Below are 17,414 nucleotides of genomic sequence, written 5' to 3' on the forward strand. Positions count from 1 at the left end.
GGAAAATGCCCGCATCGTCGCGGACAAGGACAGGAGAGCAGACGTTGATTAAGACATTGGTGGTCGACGACGATTTCCGGGTCGCCGGAATCCACGCTGCCCGCGTGGCAAGGGTTGACGGTTTCGAATGCGTCGGTCAGGTCTACAGCGCCGCAGCCGCTCGGGAGGCGATAGAGCGCCTCAACCCGGACTTGCTCTTGCTGGATGTACACCTTCCGGACGAGGACGGGATCTCCATGCTGCGGTCCCTGCAGGCGGCTGGAACCGACGTCGATTGCATCATCATCACCGCGGCCCAGGATCTGGCCACCGTCAAGTCAGCGATGACGAGCGGCGCGGTCTACTACCTGGTCAAGCCCTTCAGCTTTGACCGGCTGCGCACGCAGTTGGAGGCTTACCGGATCTGGCGGCAGGAGCTGGATTCCGCTTCAACTGCCGACCAGGCGACTATTGACGGCCTCTACAACGCGCGCTCGGCCGGGGTCAGGACCGCTGCTCCGGCGCCGCGCCTGCAGCCCACCATGCAGAAAGCGCTCGACGCCGTCCGCGCTGCCGGGGGTCCCATCAGCGCCGCTGAGATCGCCGGGCAGCTAGGTGTCAGCCGCCCGACGGCCCAGCGTTACCTCAGTGTCCTGGAGCAAAAAGGGCTTCTCATTTTGGACCTGACGTATGGCAGCACCGGCCGCCCGCTCAACTCTTACACTGTGAGTTGAGCGGGGAGCTGCCGGTCTCCAAGAAGCGCAAACGCCTGGCCTGGAACCTGGCGGCCACCGCGGTCTCGCCAGCGCGAGCGAGCCTCCTCAGGGGCAGGAATAGTCGTAGTCGACTCCGGCAGCCACGTACTGGGTCACAGACACCTGGCTTCCAGACGTAAGGCCGGGCGAAGAACAATTGGACTTCGCTCCGCGCAAGGTCTTGGCACCGGCAAGCCAACTCGGCAGCCCAGCGAGCGGACTGCCGACGGGCACGGTTCCGGCAATAATCGCCCACTGATTGACCGTCGAATATATCCCGACACCTGTACCGGCAGCGCCGGAGGTGATTCTCGTGAAGTAGGCGACCATTCCTTCTAGGTCGGCCCTGTTCAGTGCGGTGTTGGTCTGCCAGCTGTTGCCGGTTTCCACGTCCAGCCACCAGAAGTAGTTCCCGGGGTTGTTCACGCCGCGGATAGTGGCATCGTCATAGGCCTTCGCGTAGCCGTACATGTAGGAGCAGGCAAGATCGACTCCGCCGCCGCACGTCCCGTAAGGATTGGCGACCTGCGTGCCTGCGTAGGAGTTCGACGACGGCCACCATGAGCCGGCGAGTCCTGGGTTGGCAGTGTTCACGTACAGGGCGACCTTGGGCTGCGCTGTTCCCCCCGTTGAGCCAGCCGCCCAAACCAGTTGCTGGGCCAAGCAAGGGTTGGTGTTATTGGCCAGGCCGCCGGTCACGCCCACGATCGCGAAGGCTTGCCCCGCAGGGAGGGTTTTGCCGCACTGTGGCCAGGAAACATCGTTGCCGACCAAGTCCGTAGTCCGCGTCGGTGCGGCCGCTGCTGCGGGAGCCATGCCCGCGAGCGACAGTCCAATAAGAGCCAGGAACGTGCATGCCATCTTCATTCCAAAACGCGCCATGGCCCATAGTACGCCCACCCTCCCTGCACCAAGATGCGCGAACTTCCGGCCGAGAACTTGGGGACACCGCCGTCGAACTCTCCGAACAAGACCTCAATCGACTGGACGAGCGGGCTCCGGCAGGGTCAACTGCCGGAACCCGCTACCGTGCCCCGCGGCTACTCGGCTGCTACGGGCTCAGCCTGCTTCACAAGGGCAGCCTCGAGGTTGATCTTCACTTTGTCGCTCACCAGGAAACCGCCGGCCTCCAAAGCTGCGTTCCAGGTCAGTCCGAAGTCCTTGCGGCTGATTTCGGTTTCGGCGGAGAAGCCGGCGCGGGTCGCGCCGAAAGGATCAACCGCGACGCCGGTGAACTCCACTTCCAGCTCCACCGGCTTGGTGATTCCCCGGATGGTGAGGTCGCCCGTGAGGGTGTAGTCCTCGCCGTCGCCCTCTACGCTCGTGGCGCGGAAGGTCATCTCCGGGAACTTCTCGACGTCGAAGAAGTCGGCGCCGCGGACGTGGCCGTCACGGTTGGCATCGCCGGAGTCGAAGCTCGCGGTCTTGACGGTTGCGTGGAGCGACGCGTCGGCCAGGGACTCGCGCACGCGGGCCTCGGCGCTGGCTTCCGTGAAGCGGCCGCGGACCTTGCTGATGCCGGCGTGCCGGACGCTGAAGCCGATCTCGCTGTGGGACATGTCCAGCAACCAGGTGCCGGAAGTCAAACCTGTGGGAAGAGTCATTGTTGGATCTCCTGTTTCGAAAGAATTCGCTTGGATCGATCCCTTCCACCCTTGTTGAGCCTCGGCGTGAAGTCAAGGTTTCCGGCGCCCCCCGGCCCTGCCTAGGCTGCGGGAGCAGTCAATCCAGCCACGAAGTCCTCAGTGAACCGCCTCACCCCGTCCCACTCGGTGTAGACGTAGTCGCGCGAGGTATCCGTGTCCAGGCTGCCCTTGTCGCGGGCGATCTTCTTCATCATGGCGCGTTTGAGGAACCCGTAATGGGTGTAGAGCAGGGCGCCGCTGAAGAGCCCCACGTGGGCCGGACGCCATCCCGTCTCCTCCTCGAACTTCTCCACATAACCCTCGGCGTTCACTTCATCGCCCTGGGCAGCGAGGCTGACTGAGAAGAACGCGGAGGGGATGCGCTGAAGCGCGGCGGTGTTTTTCCGTACAAAGTCCCGCACATAGCCCTCGTGCTTCCCCACATGGACGGATGCACCGACCACGACGGCGTCGTAACCCTCCGGCAGGGTATCCCCGGACTTCTTGATGTCCGCCGTCTGCGCCTCGTGGCCGTGGCCCCGAGCGACGTCGGCAATATACTCAGCGATCTGGGCCGTCTGTCCCTCAACGGTCCCGTAAGCAATATAGATGTTGGCCATATGCCAGTCTGTCCCGGCTCCGGGCGGCCGCTCTAGGGTCCAAGGTCCTCCCGGTATTCAACACGCATCCCCTTGACTGACGAGGACCGTCGGCAGAGAGTGTCACATGTGAGGCGTGATGCCGTTCGGGAGTATCTGGCGAGTGCCCTGTGGGCGATGCCGACCTGCGCCGTCGTCGTCGCGATCATCGCGGGCGCGGGCCTTTCCGCGGTTCAGCTCGACGCCACTTCACCCTTCGCCGTCCTCCTCTTCCAAGGGACGTCCGACGACGCGCGGAACCTGCTCATCGGCATCGCGAGCACCATGGTGACTGTCATCGCCGTCGTGCTCGGCCTCACCGTCGTGGCACTGCAACTCGCGTCGACGCAGTTCAGCCCGCGGCTGCTGCGGAACTTCCTGCGCGACATCCCCAACCAGGTAACCCTCAGCGCCTTCGTCGCCACGTTCGCCTACAGCACGGCGGGCCTCTATACGGTCGGCATCGCCGCCGGACAGCGCACCCAGGACTACCCTCGCCTCGCGGTAAGCGGCGCACTCCTCTTGCTGTTCGTGAGCATGGTCATGCTCGTCTTCTTCGCCCACCATCTGTCCCACTCGATCCAGGTGGACCAAGTCATGAAGGGCGTCGAGAAGGCCACCCTCAAGGTGATCGAGCGGTCCTTCGTCCCTGGGGATCCCGGAATCCGCATGCCAAACCCGCCGCCCGGCGCCACCGCTTTGCTGGTACCGCAATCGGGATATGTTCAGGCCTTCCATGTCGAGGCGTTCGTCGGGGTGCTCGCGAGCCGGGACCTCACTGCCCGGATGGTGCCCATGATCGGCCGACACGTCGTCGCGGGTTCCCCGCTCGCCTGGGTGTGGGAGGCCACGGGCGAGGGCGCACGGCTTGCGCCCGACGGCGGCACTGAACTGCGCCGGGCGCTCGCCCAGAGCGTACGAATCGGTTACGAGCGGACCCTCGAGCAGGACGTCGCCTTCGGGATCCGGCAACTCGCCGACGTCGCGTCCAAGGCGCTCTCGCCCGCCATCAACGATCCCTACACCGCGAACCAAGCGGTGGACCATCTCGCCTCGATCCTTGCTGCCCTCTCGCTCCGGCAGCACGGGCCGCGGGCGGTGGCGGACGCGCAAGGCACCATAAGGCTGCACGTCCCGGCCCGCGATTTCGCCTATCTCGTGGATCTGGCTCTCGGACAGGTCCGACGGTACGGAGCGAACGAGCCTCGCGTCGTCAGGGCCCTGTTGCGCGTGTGCCGTGAGCTCGTGTGGTTCGGCGACGCGGCCCACCACGCCGTCGTGCGGCAATACATCGAGACCCTCATGAGCGACGTGACCCGGCTCGTGGCCCAGCCGGCCGATCGCGAACCCCTCCTCGCGGAGGGCGCGGCACTGCTCGAAGCCTTCGACGACACCGACGACGGGAGCGACGCCGGCAGCTAGCTCGGTGCGGACGTCAATCGAATTCTGCTTCCGCGGCCACATTGCGGATGCCGCGGGGGCGTCCTGCTTTGGTCCAGAGCCGGTAGAGGAGGCCTGCGACGGCGAGGGCGGCGGCGAGGCTGACGATGGGGAAGCCGCGGGAGAGATTGGCAACGAGGGTGAATGCCACAGCGAGGGCCCCGACAGTGCTGAGGATGAGGACTCCCGGCTGGCGGTCCTTGCGGGCCAAACGTGCCATAGAGACCAGGCCGCCGAGGAAGCTGAGGAGGACTGCGACGGCGTAGAACAGGACAAGCTCCTGGTCGTTGGCACCGGCGATGGCGGTCACCGCACCGGCCAGGACGATAAACACAGCCACGCCCCAATAGGGAGTGTGGTGTTGGTTGGTGTGGCCCAGGGAGAGCGGAAGGACGCCGACGGTCTCACCGTGGGGGTTGATGTGGCGCGCCAGGGCTTTGAGCAGGCCCGGTCCCGCCTGGAATCCCGAGGAAGCCGCTGAGAGCAGCAGCAGGGCAGTGACGAGCTGGAAGGCGGCGAACACGGGCGCCGGCGCAGCGAGGCGGGCGAGTTCGGCGATCTGCGTGCTGTCTTTCGGCGGAATGCCGACGTGCAGCTGCGCGGCCTCCAAGGCGAGGCCCAGCGTGATGGTGCCGACGATCGCGAGAGTCAGCCAGAGAGTGAGCTGCCCGAAACGTCGCTTCCCGTCATTGTCGAGCTGCCCGAGCTGGGCAACCGCCGAGGTCGCCGCTTCCACACCGGTGGCCATGGCCATGGCGACCGGGAACGCAAGCACCACGGCAAGGACAGGTGGATGCCCGGAAACGCCGGCGATCGCGCTGACCGGTTTAGGTGCTGCGCCCAAGCCGTAGAGAAGGACGACAACGGAAACGACGATAAAGGCCATTGTCATCGCCGCGAAGACCAACCTGCCAAGGTGACCGAACCAGGTCGCGGCACCGACAAGGACCACCAAGCCCAGCCCGAGCAGTAAACGCCAGGGAGCAAGAGCGGGAAAATAGGCGATCACCGCCGAGGACCCGGCCGAGACGCTGATCGCGATAGTGAGCAGGAAATCCACCACCAGCGCACCAATGGGGATGAAGGACCAGCCATCTCCGAAGGCCTCACCCACGGCGGCCGGAGCCCCACCGCCTCTCGGGTAGCGCGCGACGAGTTGTCGGTAGTTCACGATGACCAAGGCAACGATTGCCACCACCAAGATCATCGCCGGGACGAGCAACGCCAAATCGCCGTCCAGGGCGCGCAGAGCCGCTTCGATCGCGTACGCAACAGAGGAGACAGGGTCGGCCATGACCGCGAAGGCAAACGCCAATAGCAGTGCGGTGCGGGAACGCAGACCTCTTCCCAGTCCACCTCCGGGGGACGTTCCGCTCGGAATTTTCACGGCGATCTCCGGTTCCATGACAGCCTTATCGAGCTGCCGACCAGACTTCCCGGCTCACCTCCGAATGCCTCCCGCCCGCAGCTAGGAGCGCGGGCGGGAGACGCTATTGCGGAATCGCTACTGGGGAATCGCGCCGATCTGCTGCATGAGGCTGAGGGTGTCAGTGGATCCCCAGTGCTCGGCAACCTTGCCGTCCTCGACGCGAATGATGTCGGTCCCGCCGAATTCGACGCTGTTGCCCGACGCTGGAACGCCCGCCATGTCACCGCGGTGCGTACCCGTCATAACCACGTGGCACGCCTCCAAGTGTCCGTCAGTCAGCCACGGCTCTATCGTCTTGACCTTGATTGTAAAAACGCCCGATCAGTCCAGTACCATCAGTCATTTCTGACTCCCTTATGAGTGAGACCGTCCCATTTCCCCCCCGCACTTACATCCCGACTCCTGGCGCCATCGCGGGCGCAAAGGCGATCGCCACGGCGATCAGGGCGAGCGCGACGGCGACCAATCGGTTGGCGATCCGCTTCCACGGAAGCATCTTCTCCAAGGCAATGAACGCCCCCACCACAGCCATCCAGCCGACGCTCATCACGCCGAGCGCGAAGAGTGCCACCATCAGCGCCCAGCAGCAGGCGACGCACCACGCGCCGTGCTCGAGTCCGAGGCGCAGCGCGCCAAGGCGTCCATAGCGGATGCGGCGCAGGATGAAGTCCATCGGCGTCCGGCATTTCATCAAGGAGACGTTCTTGGCTGGCGTGACTTGGTAGAGGGCCGCCACAAAAATCACGCCGGCCGCCAGGTAGCGACCGCCCGGATCGGAGACAAACAAACCGGGGATGAGGGACGCGACAAGTGCGTAGAGCGCGTACGCGGCGAGGCCGAAGATCGTCCAGGAGATGAGGTAGCCGGCCACGAACACTGCCGTGGAACCCGGCGGGGCATAGCGACCGGTCTCCCGACGGTGGTGGGTGATCCTGGCGTAAGCAACCACCATGGGCGCCACCGACGGAAACATCATCGCCGCGAGCATCACCACCCAGGTGGTGAGGAAGAAGCCGAGCGGCCCCGGATCTGTCCAACGCCCCATGTCCATCCCCGCCGTTTGCACGGCAGAAACGATCCAGCTCACGGCCGCGAGGATCAGCAACACAGCAACCAGACCGGCCGCGCGTGGATCCAAGTTAAAGGCTGTGGCGCGCGGCGTACCGCCCGCCACAGCTCCCCGATTCAACTTTCTACGAGGCAGGTTCCCGGCTGTCATGCCCTACCCTTGGGGGCGCCTTCAGCCATTTCGCTTGCGTAGGCGAACTCTCCGCTCTCGCCGTAGATCCCGTCGAAGTCCAGGCCGAAGAGATCCGAGTGCCCCGGCGCCTTTCCGATCATGTAGTCGGCAGCGAAGGCGTACATCGCGTTCTTGACTGTGGTGACGCTGCCACCCGGGCCGGGCAGCGTTTCCAGTGTGTAGTTCACACTGTCTCCCACCGAGGCGGACGGGTTATCGCCATCCGAGAACGTGACGCCGGCCCGCTGAACGCCCAACCATTCGCCATACAGGGCCGCCAGATCCCCGAACGGTCCGCCGACCTCACCGTGCAGGATGCTTTCGAGGGCGGTCGCCTGCCCGTCGGAAGCGCCTTCATCGACCACGACGCCGATCTTCCAACCTCCCGCGGTCAGGTTCGACGGGAAGAAATTGACGAAGGCGAAGTCGACACCCGAAAGGTCGGTGTCATCGAGCTTCCCGTTCGCAACATGGAACACTGCCACTCCGCGGCACTCGCCGTTGGCACTGTTGGGCCTGCCGTCTACCGGACAGGGACAGATCAAAGCGCAACTGCAATTAGCAACATATTTTCCGGACATTTCCCAAGACATTGAGGACTCTCCTCGCTAGTTCATTCGACTAGCGGAGCTCCCCCAGAGGCAGCGCCGAAAACACTCAAACCGAGACCACGAACCTCGTAAGGCAGAGATTATTCCCACCCGATAGGGGTGTCAACAAGCTCTGCTAAACCAAAGAGCGAGCCTCCCAAGGAAGCCCTTCAGGGCGACCCCGTGGCCGGGACCACGTCCCCCGTTTCGAGGCGGACCGGACCGCCGAGCCAGGCTTCATAAGCGGCAGCCAGGGCACTGCTGTCTGCGCCCTCTGAAACCGTGACCACCACATGGGATCCGTCATTGGCCATCCCGACGACCCTGACTCTTGCATCTTCTGTCAGATGGGTTCCCGCCCGGGCCGTGACGGTTCCCGGAACGCATGCTGCCGAACGGATCGAAATGTCAACGCCAGGGAGTTGGTCGCGCAAGCGTTCGATGCGGTCGTTCTCCGGGCCGTGCCACATGATGACGAGCTTCCCCTGCTCAAGGGCGACTGACCCGAACTTGGGGTCGCCGCTCAACTCTTTGGTGATGAGGCTTGCCGCTGACGACAGCGCCCCGTCTTGCGGGACCGTTTCCGCACTATGAACCGGATCGGTAGGTTTCATGGGGCCGGCATGGTGTTGGACGTTTCCGTCGCACGCAGTCAACGCGGCCCCGTGCGGTCGTCAAGTTTTTGAGACATTTTCGTTGTTTGTTTTGGTTAGGCGGCCAGGGGTTCCTGGACGCTGGTGTGGTGGTTTGCGTGGGCGGTGGCTGGCGGGATGCCGCCGGCCCGTCGGTTGGGTCGGCGGCGGTTGTACCAGCCCTCGATGTAGTCCATCACGGCGGTCCGTGCGGTGAGCCTGGAACCGAAGCGGTGGTGGTGGTAGAACTCGGTCTTGAGGTGTGAGAAGAAGTTCTCGGCGACCGCGTTGTCCCAGCACACCCCCACCTTGCCCATGGACTGGGTGACCTCGTTCTGGGCGCACCATCGTTGGAATTCCTCCGAGGTGTACTGGGTGCCCCGGTCGGAGTGGAAGACGACTGGGCCGCCGATGAGGTGGCCGTGGTTCCGGGCCATCCGCAGGGCCGCGGTGCACAGGCTGGCGCGCATGTGTTCGGCCATGGCCCAGCCGATGACCATCCCGGAGAACAGGTCGATGACCGTGGCCAGGTAGAGCCAGCCCTCGCCGGTGCGCAGGTAGGTGATGTCCCCGACCAGCCGGGTCCCGGGCACCGCGGAGGTGAAGTCGCGCCTGCCCTGGTCATCGAGCATGTGGTTCTGGATGTGGGCGGTCTTGGCCTGCGGGTCCTGGAGCGTGGTCTTTTTCCAGGCCTGGGTGCGGATGGCCCGCAGGCCGTGCTCGCGCATGATGGCCCCCACGGTCGGGGCGGAGACCTTGGTCCCGGCCGCGTTCAGGAGCCGGGTCAGCTGGTCCCGCCCGGCACGCCCGGACTCCTTCGTGTAGAGCTTGGTGACCGCGGTGACCAGCTCCCCGTGCCGCACGGTGCGCGGTGAAGGGCCGGCAGGTTTGCGCCACCGGTAATAGGAGGCCCGGGAGACGTTCAATTTCCGGCATAGCCACACCACGGGATGGTTGGCCTTCTCCGCTTCGATGAACTCGTAGAAATCCTCTACTTTTGCTTCGCGGCAAAGAAGGCGCTGACTTTTCCCAGGAACTCGACCTCGGCCTTCAACCTGGCGTTTTCGGCCAGCGCTTTCTGGTGTTCATCCCACGCCACCGGCCCCCGGTCCTCGGGCTGGGCAGGGGTGTCCGGTTGCTTGTCCCGGGACTTGTGTACCCAGTTTCCCAGCGTGCTTTCCTTCACCCCGATCTCCTGCGCGATCTGCTTCACCGGCCGGTCCGAAGACAAAACCAGTCGAACCGATTCCTCCCGGAACGCGGCGTCGTATGTCTTTCTGCGGGTGGTCATCTGAAACTGAGGCTCCCATCAAGCTGTCTCACAAAACCATACGGCCGCACCGGGGAGCAGCATCGCGGAAACTATGCCTGCATTGCTTCTCCAACGCACAACAACCCCCTTAGCTACAGGGCCCTCACGAACGATCGAACAAGGAGGTCATCGGCGCTGAAGTTGCCTGCCCACGATGCAAAACTTTCGTTGATCGCCAGCATGTACAGCGTGGCGCGGAAGGTGCCTTCGTAGGTGCCGTTAAGTCCCAATGAAATAAGAGGATAGAAGTCCTTGTGCTCATCAAAGCTGGCAAAGATTCCTTCCAGAAGCTTCTGGCGGTCCGGACTAAGGAACCACTCCGACGGAGTACCAGCCTTCGCCTCTGCGTATCTCGGGTCCGTTTCCTCCCACGAGTCGAGCCATTCCGCAGGAGCATCGAGCACAGCGTCAACTTCGATGGTCGTACCTCTTAAGACGCCAAGAATTGTGTGCCAAGAACTCTCCAGCCTCCCAAGCCCCGGGTCACCCATCGCAAGGCCCGTGACCCTGATTCTTAGTGTTGTTGTGTCCATTTGAGCCTGCTCGGGCAAACCGACACGCGGTTCATCAGGGTGCATTCTCGGCCGCACATAGGCGTGTCCGTCGGCCCCCGTGAACAGACGGCCGCGCACTTCGACCAAGCTTCCGTCTCGGACAGGAAGTAACAGCTGGCCGCTGTTTGATGATCTGTTGCTATTCATAGGACGTGGTTACCTCACGGAATCAGGCACCCAAACCCAAAGCGACCAGCGGCCGGCATTGAAGGTGCCCGGACGATTCTGACGACAGTCGTAGTTGAGAATATAGCGGTGCATGCTTTGGACTGCGAAGGAAGCCCTTTTACATGTCTCTTTACTGTAGAAGTTGTCTTGCCAGACGTTCCAAACAAAGGCAACCTGCGGCTCCATGGTTGCATCCACCACGGCGCCGGCAACGCTCGAAGTCGGCGCGGCGGCGGTGCCAGCACTTATGCCCGAAAATGCCAACACTGAAGAAAGCGCGATTGAGCCAAGAATCTTTCGGAAATCGAACATTACGGATCCCCCAAAAATATAAGCAAAAGGCTTGTTCAGCAGCAACAATATTTGGAATCAATTTAAAGATCAATAGCTGTCGGAAGGCTAAAATTTTAAAGTCAAAAACCAGAATTGGTCGATGCATCTGTGCAAGATTTGCCACTACTCAATTTTGACTATTGCACCACTCAATTTGAAGTGTGCGCATACTCAATTTCGAGCATTCATCACTCAATAGAAGCAAAACACTTGACACTCTTAGATAGGGAGTGCTTCAAGATCCAACCCAGGCAGGGCCCGGACTCACGCAGCCGGTTGTCCAACTATCCGCGCTTTGTTTGGGAGTTTCGAGCGTGCTCATGAAGGGACTGGCGCGTGGTGGTTCCGGTCTTGGCTAGGGCTCTGGAGATGTGGTTTTCCACGGTCCGCGGACTGATCCCCAGGAGGACAGCGATTTCAGGCGTGCGTTGGCTGCCTGCCAGGATGGCGATTTCCCTCTCTCGAGGAGTCAGACCTTGGGGATGCCCTCCCGTGTCGAGGGTCAGTTGCACCCCTTGTGGCGGGAAGCGGTTTTCGAAAGTTGAGATGATCTGATGAAAAGTCTTGGCCAACCCCCGGCGGCGTTTGAGGAGGTGACCCTTCACCACGCCTTTCAGGAGCCTCGTGATTGCGGGAAGGTCGGAGTCGGCTTCGTATTGGTCCAGGAGGATTTTTAGCAGTTGGTGGTCGCGGTCACGAATGGCACCGGCGATGGCGAGGAACTGGGCATGGGTGCTCACGCCGTTTTCCTGCAGTAGCCGTTGCGTAGTCTCCAGGATCTTGTGTCCGGGGTAGAGGGACAACATGAACAATGAGGCATACACGGCTTCGGTGATGTAACCGCGGTCCAGCTGTTGTTCCAGAAGGTCCGCAGCCTTTTCGTCAAAGTCGGCTGGATCGGCGTATTTCCGGGAAACGAGCTCATAGACCGCTTTGCCGGTACCAGGCAGGGGCCCAATGTCAGCGACGTCTTTGCGTGCCTGGATCCCGAGGGAGGCGGCATTCTTGCCGGGGCCGGCCAGTGCGCGAAGGCCGGCGATTCTGAGCATCGCGTCGTGGAGGAAGCTCACCAGAAAGCCGGGCCGGCCGAGCGCGAAGACGCTAGTCATTACACAGTCAGCTTCCTTGCTGAGTCCTTGTTGTGTCATTGCCAGTACCGCAACGTAGCTGCTCGCGACGAAGCCGAACTGATCAAGGCGGCGCCGCGCCGCGGCACGTTGACTGAGGGAGAAGATCATTGCTTCTTCGCCGTGGCCGGCAAAATGGAGCGCGAGTCCGCGGACGAAGGGTTCCATGCCTGCGGCAAGGCCGAAGCCGTCTGCTGAATCAAGGGCCCGGAGGGCAGCCTGGGCGTCGAAGCGGTAGAGCTCCAGAATGCCCCGGATGACTGGCAGAACGCCGCTCTCGTGGTGGCGGCTGCGGAGCCTGTCCAGGGTTTCGTCGAGGTTTGAGGGCATTCGGTCGAAGGACGCCTCGAGGTAGAGCGCGAACGCTTGGGCTTCTGCCTCCCAATCGGGGTGAGCTTGGCCGATCGCCTGGAGTATGCCCGTCGCAGCAGATGCTTCCCCGCCGCTGACGATGGCCCAAAGCGCCCGGGTCATGGCGAAGAAGAAGTGATCGCCGGAATCAGCGCCAGCCGCCCCAGTTTCGCTGAAGACTTGTTCGATGCGTGAGGGATCGATCGGGCCGCCCCAGTAGAACTTGAGGAACGCTGCTGCGTTGGACATGGTCTTTTCGGACTCCCAGACGCTGAATTGTGATTCCTCCAGTTCCCGTAGCTGTTCTTGGAAATGCTGCGTCGCAGCGGTGCCGCCGCCGGCTTCACTCCGCAGGTCTCGGATCAATTCGGCCAGAAGTTCAGGCGAGGAACTCTTTACCGGCGGGTCATGGGAATCGATCTCCCGGTTACTCCGATCCGCCAGCACCCTGCGGGAGGATCGGACGTGATGGTCGCGGAAATGGTCGACAACAATGTGGGGACTGACGCTTGCCCACATGGCTCCAGCGCTGTCTTCGGTGAGTGCAACCAGCCCCCGCATTTCGAGCCTGTCCAGGACATCTGCCTCAACTACTGGCTTCAGGGACCCCAGCGGCCGGGCTCCCACCACGGACAGGGTATGCAAAGCCGTCCGTTCATCGGTGCTTAGTCCATGAAGGAGTTCCTGGACGGTGCTCTGGAGATATTCGTTCCAGAGTGTGCGCCCACCCATTCTCCACTGTCCGTCATGGAGGACAAGCTGCTTGCTCAGCTCCGCGCTTTGGGCGATTCTGACCACGAGCCGCGGGTTGCCCCCAGATTTCATGAGCACGGCGGTGGTCAAATCCACGTCCGGCGGCGAACCGAGCGTCTGGGCCAGGAGTTTATTGACTTGATCGTAGTGAAGTGGACTGAGTCGTATCGTTGTCTCCGGCCATCGGGCAGGCGTGAACACGGAGACCCCTGAGTCCATCGGGGCATCGTCCATCGTCACCACCAGCGGCCGTTGCGTCCGCCCCTGAACAATGTCAATGACTGCCGCTGATTCCTTGTCGAGCTCATCGATATCATCAACGACTATTGCCCGGGGGCCTCGCTGCGCCAACTGTTCGGCGAGCACGTTCGCGACTCCTAGCGGCCCATTCTCTTGTCCGCGCCCTTCCAGTCCGAGTGCGCCAATCCCTGCGAACGGCGTCTCATTCAGGAGCCGCGAACCCGAGAGGCTGTAGACCGTGAACCCGGCCTTTTCGAGCCCAGCGGCGATCGACTGCAGGACCGTTGATTTTCCACTTCCGGGGCCGCCGACGATCCGGACACTGACACCGCGAGCCACGTAGTCAAGTGCCCGTCGGACTTCCTCTTCGAACACTTCCCAACTCCTCACGCAGACACCCCAGCTTTGAAATGAGAGCCTAGTGGCCTTCCAAATCTGAGGAGAGCGCCCCAGAGCCCTAGCCTGACAATCTATCCAACGCTACGGGCGAAAATGATCGCTGAGTATGCATTGCACAGAAATTGAGTGTGCATCGCACTGAAAATGAGTGTGCGTTGCGCTGAAAATGAGTGGTGAAGGTGGACCTATCCCACTGCCCCCGGCTTCCGCCAAGCCAGGGCCAACACGAACACCACCCCGCTCAGCCCCAGCATCACCAACACCATGAGCCCCCAGTTCGCCTGGTTGACCCCGGGCCCGTACAGCACACCAATAAGAACCGTCGCCGTGATGGCCCCGAGGTATCTGCACGTCTGGAAAATCCCGGCTGCCACTCCCCTGTCCTCGGGCCGCGCGGACACATATAAACCTTGGTTGGACGCCGTGCTGACCACGCCATACGGAACACCCATCAACGCCGTGAGTATGAGCACCAGTGGTGGCCAGAAGGACAACGTCAGCGCCCCGAGGGCGCAGGAAGCCAGGGCCAAAAGCACGACGCCGGCGATCATCACGGACCGCACGCCGAACCGCTCAATGAACCGCACCGCCACCGGGGTTACGAAAACCGACATGGCAGCCAGAGGCAGCATCAGCAGGCCGACGACGCCGGCGTCGTACTTTCCAGCCTGCTGCAGCAACTGCGGAAGCCCGAAGAAGGCAAAATAGTAAACTGCGCTGAACACCGCGAAACCCAAGTACAACAGCAACAGCGGCCGGTTCCGCCCGAGCAGCCGCAAATCCAGGAACGGCGGACTGAACCGGAACTCGCGCCATGCGAACAGCCCCGCCAGGACAACAGCGACGGCGATGAACCACCAGCGGTAGGCCGGCATCACGTTGAGCAGCGCCATCATTGCGAGCGTCAGTGAGGCGATGAACGCCAGGATGCCCGGAATGTCGGAATCGCGGAGGAGGGCCGACAGCTTGCCGCTTTCGCGTCCGACGTCGGGCGGTGCCACCCTCCGCACCACGATCAGGGCCAGGAGCGAGATCGGCACGTTGATCGCGAACAGCGCCTGCCAGCCGACCAAGCTCACCAGAAGGCCGCCGACGACGGGCCCCACCGCAGCGGCCGAGGTGTTCGCCATCTGGATGCGCCCCAGGGGTCGGGTGGAGCTGATGTTCGCCTGCCGGCTGAGCGTCGAAACCATGACGACGGCGCACGGGTACGCCGTCGCGGTCCCCACCGCCATGAGCGCTCGAGCCACGCAGACCAATGCGAAGTTCGGCGAGAACGGCGCCAAAAGGCAGGAAATGGCGACCACCGCCATACCGAAGGTGAACAACCTCCGCGGACCGAAGCGGTCTGCGAGCCTGCCCATGAGCGGCTGGCCAGCGGCCGAGGCGAGGTAGAAGGACGTAATCACCCAGGTGACCGTGGCGACGTCGAGCGCAAAGTCCTGGCGCAGGACCACCAGCGCGACCGCGATCATCGACGAGTTCAACGGATTAAGCGCCGTCCCGAGACTCAGTGCAGCGATCGCTAGGCCGGGGCGGGGTTTGTTGTTCACGTCCCTAAGTCTGGTCCATCGTTGCCTGAGGTCACGAAACGACGCGTCACGAACCTCGGCTGGGAACCGTCAGGGCCGGCGCGCTAGTGTCCCCCGCCGAACGCCGCCGGAAGGAAAATGAGAAGGAAGGCCAAAAGGCCCAATACCGAAGCGATGGTGTCGATCCACCCAAGGACCTTCCCCAGGGTTGCCGAGTGGTGCAGGGCTTCGGCCTTCCTTGCATTGGCAATCGCCAGGGGCCCGAAAACAATGCCCAGGAAAAAGAAACCGATGACCCCGAAGATTATCGACTTTTCCTTGAACTTGCTCCCCTGAAAGTGCTCGAGGGAGTTGTTCTGCTGGACGTTCGGGTAGTTCGGGTACTGATACGGCTGGTTATAGTTTGGCTGAGACATTTTGACACCTTTCGACTGCTTTGTCGCTGCGAGTAACAATTTCGGGAGTCGCCCGTCAACCTCAGTTATCGGCCATGCCGTTCGTCCCCCGGATCGAAATTACTTAGCTACAGCTCCGGACGGGGCAAACTAGGTCAATCTTGGGGAAATCTTGCAGTGGAGCAGAGCTAGACCAGGCTGCGAACCTCGGCTGGGAACTGTCAGTTCTGCGCTACGGACAGCACCGGCTTCCGCTTACCGCTGGCGTCTGTAGTCAGCGTCGGGACCGGGGGCTTCGGCGGGGCCACTGCCGGAGCAGGTGGCGGGGGTGGTGGCGGTGCCGGCGGAATACAGGAGTGGTTGTAATCGAAGTCAGTGGTGAATTGGGTCAGTGCAACCACGCCGCCGGCCGTCAGTGGCGGGGCCGAACAGAGTTCCACTGCCGACTCCGGAGACGCTGCTCCAGCAAGCCAGCTCTTGAGCCCGTTCAGGTTGCTGTCGGGATGAAGCTGACCGGCGATTACTCCAAACTGGTACGAGGTTGAATAGATCCCCACCGCCGCTCCAATGTCTTGCAGGTAGGCGGCCATGCCTTCAATATCCGCGGCGTTGGCCATGGTGTCCCAGGACCACGCGTTTCCGGTCTCCACGTCCAACCACCACATGTGCTTGGTGGGGTCGGGTACGCCGTAATGATTGACGTCGTCGAACGCGATGCCGTAACCGTAGAGGTAGGCGCACGCCGGCGAAGCCGTCCCGTCGCAGCTCCCATACGGGTTTGGACGGCTCATGCCCACGTCCGCATCGGATGCCGGCCACCACCCGCCGTACTCGGCGGGATTGGCGGTGTTGACGTACAAGGCGGCCGCCGGTTGGCTTGTCCCGCCCGCCGAGCCGCTGGCCCAGCCCAGCTGCTCGGCGAAACAGGGATTCGCGGTGCCCGGACGGCCGTCGTTCACGCCGACAATCCCGAACGCCTGGCCCCCAGGAAGTCCGCCACCGCATTGGGGCCAGGAAATGTCGCTGCCCAAAACAATGCCCGAAGCATCCATCGGTGCGGCATTCGCGGCGGAGAATGGTGTGGCTGTCCAAGCAAGCAAGAGGCAAGCGACGGCCATGAGTTTTGCAGTTTTCATGATGTGCGTCCTTGGCATGGTTCAGGGCCCTGCCGGGGTTGGTACTGCCGCACATTGCATCCCAAAAGCAATGGCAGTGAGCCATCTTCGGCTCACTACGGATCCTACGGACGGGCTTCTGGGCAGCCTTGAGTGATCTCTACTGGACTTGGTTAACGAATTTGCGAGTAAGTGACGTGGCGCACTTGGAGTACAGCTCAGATGCTGGAGTACTCAGCCCAGCGCTGAACCGCGTCAGGGAGCGATTAGTCCGTCAGCGACTACCGCGAGCATCGATGCTGCTGCATCAGCCGGAAGTTCGCTGTTATCTACCACTGCAGCCACGCCGCCGACGAGCCGGCTGATCTGCATTGCATCGACTCCAGGGCGCAAGGCCGAGTCCAACGCTTCGATCACGCGCTGATTGGCGCCCAGGTAGGTCTGGCACTTTGCCGCAAATGGTGAACCCGGGTCGCCCAGCGCTGCGGTAATCCGCGCGGCGGCACCCTTGTGCTCGGTCAGCATCGACGCATAATCGGTGAGCCAATTCAACAACCGCTCCCGCGCAGGGGCGTCGAGGGTAAGGGCGCGGTCGACGGCGGTGTTGACCTTCTCTGCCCATGCTTCGAGGACCGCGTCGTACAGAGACTCCTTGGTCGGGAAGTGCCGATAGAGCGTACCGGGTCCCACCTCGGCCGCCTTGGCGACTTCGTCCATCGAAACGGCTTCGTAGCCTTTGACCCGGAAGAGCGCACGTGCAACCTCCACAATCCGATCGCGGTTGCGTTGAGCGTCAGCGCGCACAGA

General features: G+C 62.7%; 18 protein-coding genes. 2 read left to right on the forward strand and 16 right to left on the reverse strand.

Going from position 1 to position 17,414, the window contains the following annotated elements; all coding sequences use genetic code 11:
- Nucleotides 1-44 precede the first annotated feature (44 nt).
- Nucleotides 45-713 carry a response regulator gene (locus ACSVHC_RS05435; protein WP_437772732.1) on the forward strand — a complete coding sequence of 223 codons (669 nt, stop codon included), beginning with the start codon at nucleotides 45-47 and terminating at the stop codon, nucleotides 711-713.
- Nucleotides 714-800: 87 nt separating this feature from the next.
- Here ACSVHC_RS05435 and ACSVHC_RS05440 read toward each other — a convergent pair whose 3' ends face one another.
- From ACSVHC_RS05440 to ACSVHC_RS05450, 3 genes are all read right to left on the reverse strand, one after another.
- Nucleotides 801-1,616 carry a glycoside hydrolase family 25 domain-containing protein gene (locus ACSVHC_RS05440; RefSeq protein WP_439180644.1) on the reverse strand — a complete coding sequence of 272 codons (816 nt, stop codon included), beginning with the start codon at nucleotides 1,614-1,616 and terminating at the stop codon, nucleotides 801-803.
- A gap of 158 nt (nucleotides 1,617-1,774) precedes the next feature.
- Entirely contained in the window at nucleotides 1,775-2,338 is a 564-nt protein-coding gene (locus ACSVHC_RS05445) for a YceI family protein (protein WP_437772730.1), read from the reverse strand.
- A gap of 101 nt (nucleotides 2,339-2,439) precedes the next feature.
- A complete protein-coding gene (locus ACSVHC_RS05450; protein ID WP_437772729.1) occupies nucleotides 2,440-2,979 on the reverse strand; it encodes a flavodoxin domain-containing protein in 540 nt (179 codons plus the stop codon).
- A gap of 108 nt (nucleotides 2,980-3,087) precedes the next feature.
- Here ACSVHC_RS05450 and ACSVHC_RS05455 point away from each other — a divergent pair, with 108 nt between their 5' ends.
- The gene (locus tag ACSVHC_RS05455) at nucleotides 3,088-4,419 is read left to right on the forward strand and encodes a DUF2254 domain-containing protein (protein ID WP_437772728.1); all 1,332 of its coding nucleotides are present in this window, start codon (nucleotides 3,088-3,090) and stop codon (nucleotides 4,417-4,419) included.
- Between the two features lie 13 nt (nucleotides 4,420-4,432).
- Here the strand turns inward: ACSVHC_RS05455 and ACSVHC_RS05460 are convergent, their stop codons facing one another.
- The 13 genes from ACSVHC_RS05460 to ACSVHC_RS05520 all read right to left on the reverse strand — a co-directional run bounded on the left by ACSVHC_RS05460 (nucleotide 4,433) and on the right by ACSVHC_RS05520 (nucleotide 17,411).
- A complete protein-coding gene (locus tag ACSVHC_RS05460) occupies nucleotides 4,433-5,842 on the reverse strand; it encodes an APC family permease (protein WP_437772727.1) in 1,410 nt (469 codons plus the stop codon).
- A 99-nt stretch (nucleotides 5,843-5,941) separates the two neighbouring features.
- Complete coding sequence (locus ACSVHC_RS05465; protein ID WP_439181373.1) at nucleotides 5,942-6,172, reverse strand: ester cyclase; 231 nt, start codon at nucleotides 6,170-6,172, stop codon at nucleotides 5,942-5,944.
- Between the two features lie 82 nt (nucleotides 6,173-6,254).
- Complete coding sequence (locus ACSVHC_RS05470) at nucleotides 6,255-7,004, reverse strand: DUF2182 domain-containing protein (protein WP_439180645.1); 750 nt, start codon at nucleotides 7,002-7,004, stop codon at nucleotides 6,255-6,257.
- A 77-nt stretch (nucleotides 7,005-7,081) separates the two neighbouring features.
- A complete protein-coding gene (locus ACSVHC_RS05475) occupies nucleotides 7,082-7,699 on the reverse strand; it encodes a DUF1326 domain-containing protein (protein ID WP_439180646.1) in 618 nt (205 codons plus the stop codon).
- A 167-nt stretch (nucleotides 7,700-7,866) separates the two neighbouring features.
- The gene (locus ACSVHC_RS05480; protein WP_437772724.1) at nucleotides 7,867-8,310 is read right to left on the reverse strand and encodes a hypothetical protein; all 444 of its coding nucleotides are present in this window, start codon (nucleotides 8,308-8,310) and stop codon (nucleotides 7,867-7,869) included.
- Nucleotides 8,311-8,405: 95 nt separating this feature from the next.
- A protein-coding gene (locus ACSVHC_RS05485) for an IS3 family transposase (protein ID WP_437771182.1) occupies nucleotides 8,406-9,619 on the reverse strand; the annotation gives its coding sequence in 2 pieces (ribosomal slippage) (nucleotides 8,406-9,358 and nucleotides 9,358-9,619; 1,215 coding nt in all).
- Nucleotides 9,620-9,732: 113 nt separating this feature from the next.
- A complete protein-coding gene (locus ACSVHC_RS05490; protein ID WP_439180647.1) occupies nucleotides 9,733-10,341 on the reverse strand; it encodes a hypothetical protein in 609 nt (202 codons plus the stop codon).
- A 9-nt stretch (nucleotides 10,342-10,350) separates the two neighbouring features.
- Nucleotides 10,351-10,722: a hypothetical protein gene (locus tag ACSVHC_RS05495; RefSeq protein ID WP_439180648.1), complete on the reverse strand. Its 372-nt coding sequence runs from the start codon at nucleotides 10,720-10,722 to the stop codon at nucleotides 10,351-10,353.
- Between the two features lie 257 nt (nucleotides 10,723-10,979).
- Entirely contained in the window at nucleotides 10,980-13,541 is a 2,562-nt protein-coding gene (locus tag ACSVHC_RS05500) for a helix-turn-helix transcriptional regulator (RefSeq protein WP_437772721.1), read from the reverse strand.
- 209 nt (nucleotides 13,542-13,750) lie between these two features.
- The gene (locus tag ACSVHC_RS05505) at nucleotides 13,751-15,118 is read right to left on the reverse strand and encodes an MFS transporter (RefSeq protein WP_437772720.1); all 1,368 of its coding nucleotides are present in this window, start codon (nucleotides 15,116-15,118) and stop codon (nucleotides 13,751-13,753) included.
- A gap of 83 nt (nucleotides 15,119-15,201) precedes the next feature.
- Nucleotides 15,202-15,513 (reverse strand): hypothetical protein, encoded by a 312-nt coding sequence (locus ACSVHC_RS05510; protein ID WP_437772719.1) that lies wholly within the window; start codon nucleotides 15,511-15,513, stop codon nucleotides 15,202-15,204.
- 200 nt (nucleotides 15,514-15,713) lie between these two features.
- Nucleotides 15,714-16,628 carry a glycoside hydrolase family 25 domain-containing protein gene (locus ACSVHC_RS05515; RefSeq protein WP_437772718.1) on the reverse strand — a complete coding sequence of 305 codons (915 nt, stop codon included), beginning with the start codon at nucleotides 16,626-16,628 and terminating at the stop codon, nucleotides 15,714-15,716.
- 234 nt (nucleotides 16,629-16,862) lie between these two features.
- Complete coding sequence (locus tag ACSVHC_RS05520; protein ID WP_437772717.1) at nucleotides 16,863-17,411, reverse strand: TetR/AcrR family transcriptional regulator; 549 nt, start codon at nucleotides 17,409-17,411, stop codon at nucleotides 16,863-16,865.
- Between the last annotated feature and the right edge of the window lie 3 nt (nucleotides 17,412-17,414).

Origin of the sequence: Arthrobacter sp. KNU-44 (genome assembly GCF_051843155.1) — a bacterium.
Lineage (GTDB): Bacteria > Actinomycetota > Actinomycetes > Actinomycetales > Micrococcaceae > Arthrobacter.

What these genes read in the sequence shown, in the direction of transcription:
- ACSVHC_RS05440 (WP_439180644.1), bottom strand. Translation starts at nt 1,616, where the DNA reads ATGGCGCGTTTTGGAATGAAGATGGCATGCACGTTCCTGGCTCTTATT.
- ACSVHC_RS05460 (WP_437772727.1), bottom strand. Translation starts at nt 5,842, where the DNA reads ATGGAACCGGAGATCGCCGTGAAAATTCCGAGCGGAACGTCCCCCGGA.
- ACSVHC_RS05515 (WP_437772718.1), bottom strand. Translation starts at nt 16,628, where the DNA reads ATGAAAACTGCAAAACTCATGGCCGTCGCTTGCCTCTTGCTTGCTTGG.
- ACSVHC_RS05480 (WP_437772724.1), bottom strand. Translation starts at nt 8,310, where the DNA reads ATGAAACCTACCGATCCGGTTCATAGTGCGGAAACGGTCCCGCAAGAC.
- ACSVHC_RS05445 (WP_437772730.1), bottom strand. Translation starts at nt 2,338, where the DNA reads ATGACTCTTCCCACAGGTTTGACTTCCGGCACCTGGTTGCTGGACATG.
- ACSVHC_RS05510 (WP_437772719.1), bottom strand. Translation starts at nt 15,513, where the DNA reads ATGTCTCAGCCAAACTATAACCAGCCGTATCAGTACCCGAACTACCCG.
- ACSVHC_RS05490 (WP_439180647.1), bottom strand. Translation starts at nt 10,341, where the DNA reads ATGAATAGCAACAGATCATCAAACAGCGGCCAGCTGTTACTTCCTGTC.
- ACSVHC_RS05450 (WP_437772729.1), bottom strand. Translation starts at nt 2,979, where the DNA reads ATGGCCAACATCTATATTGCTTACGGGACCGTTGAGGGACAGACGGCC.
- ACSVHC_RS05475 (WP_439180646.1), bottom strand. Translation starts at nt 7,699, where the DNA reads ATGTCTTGGGAAATGTCCGGAAAATATGTTGCTAATTGCAGTTGCGCT.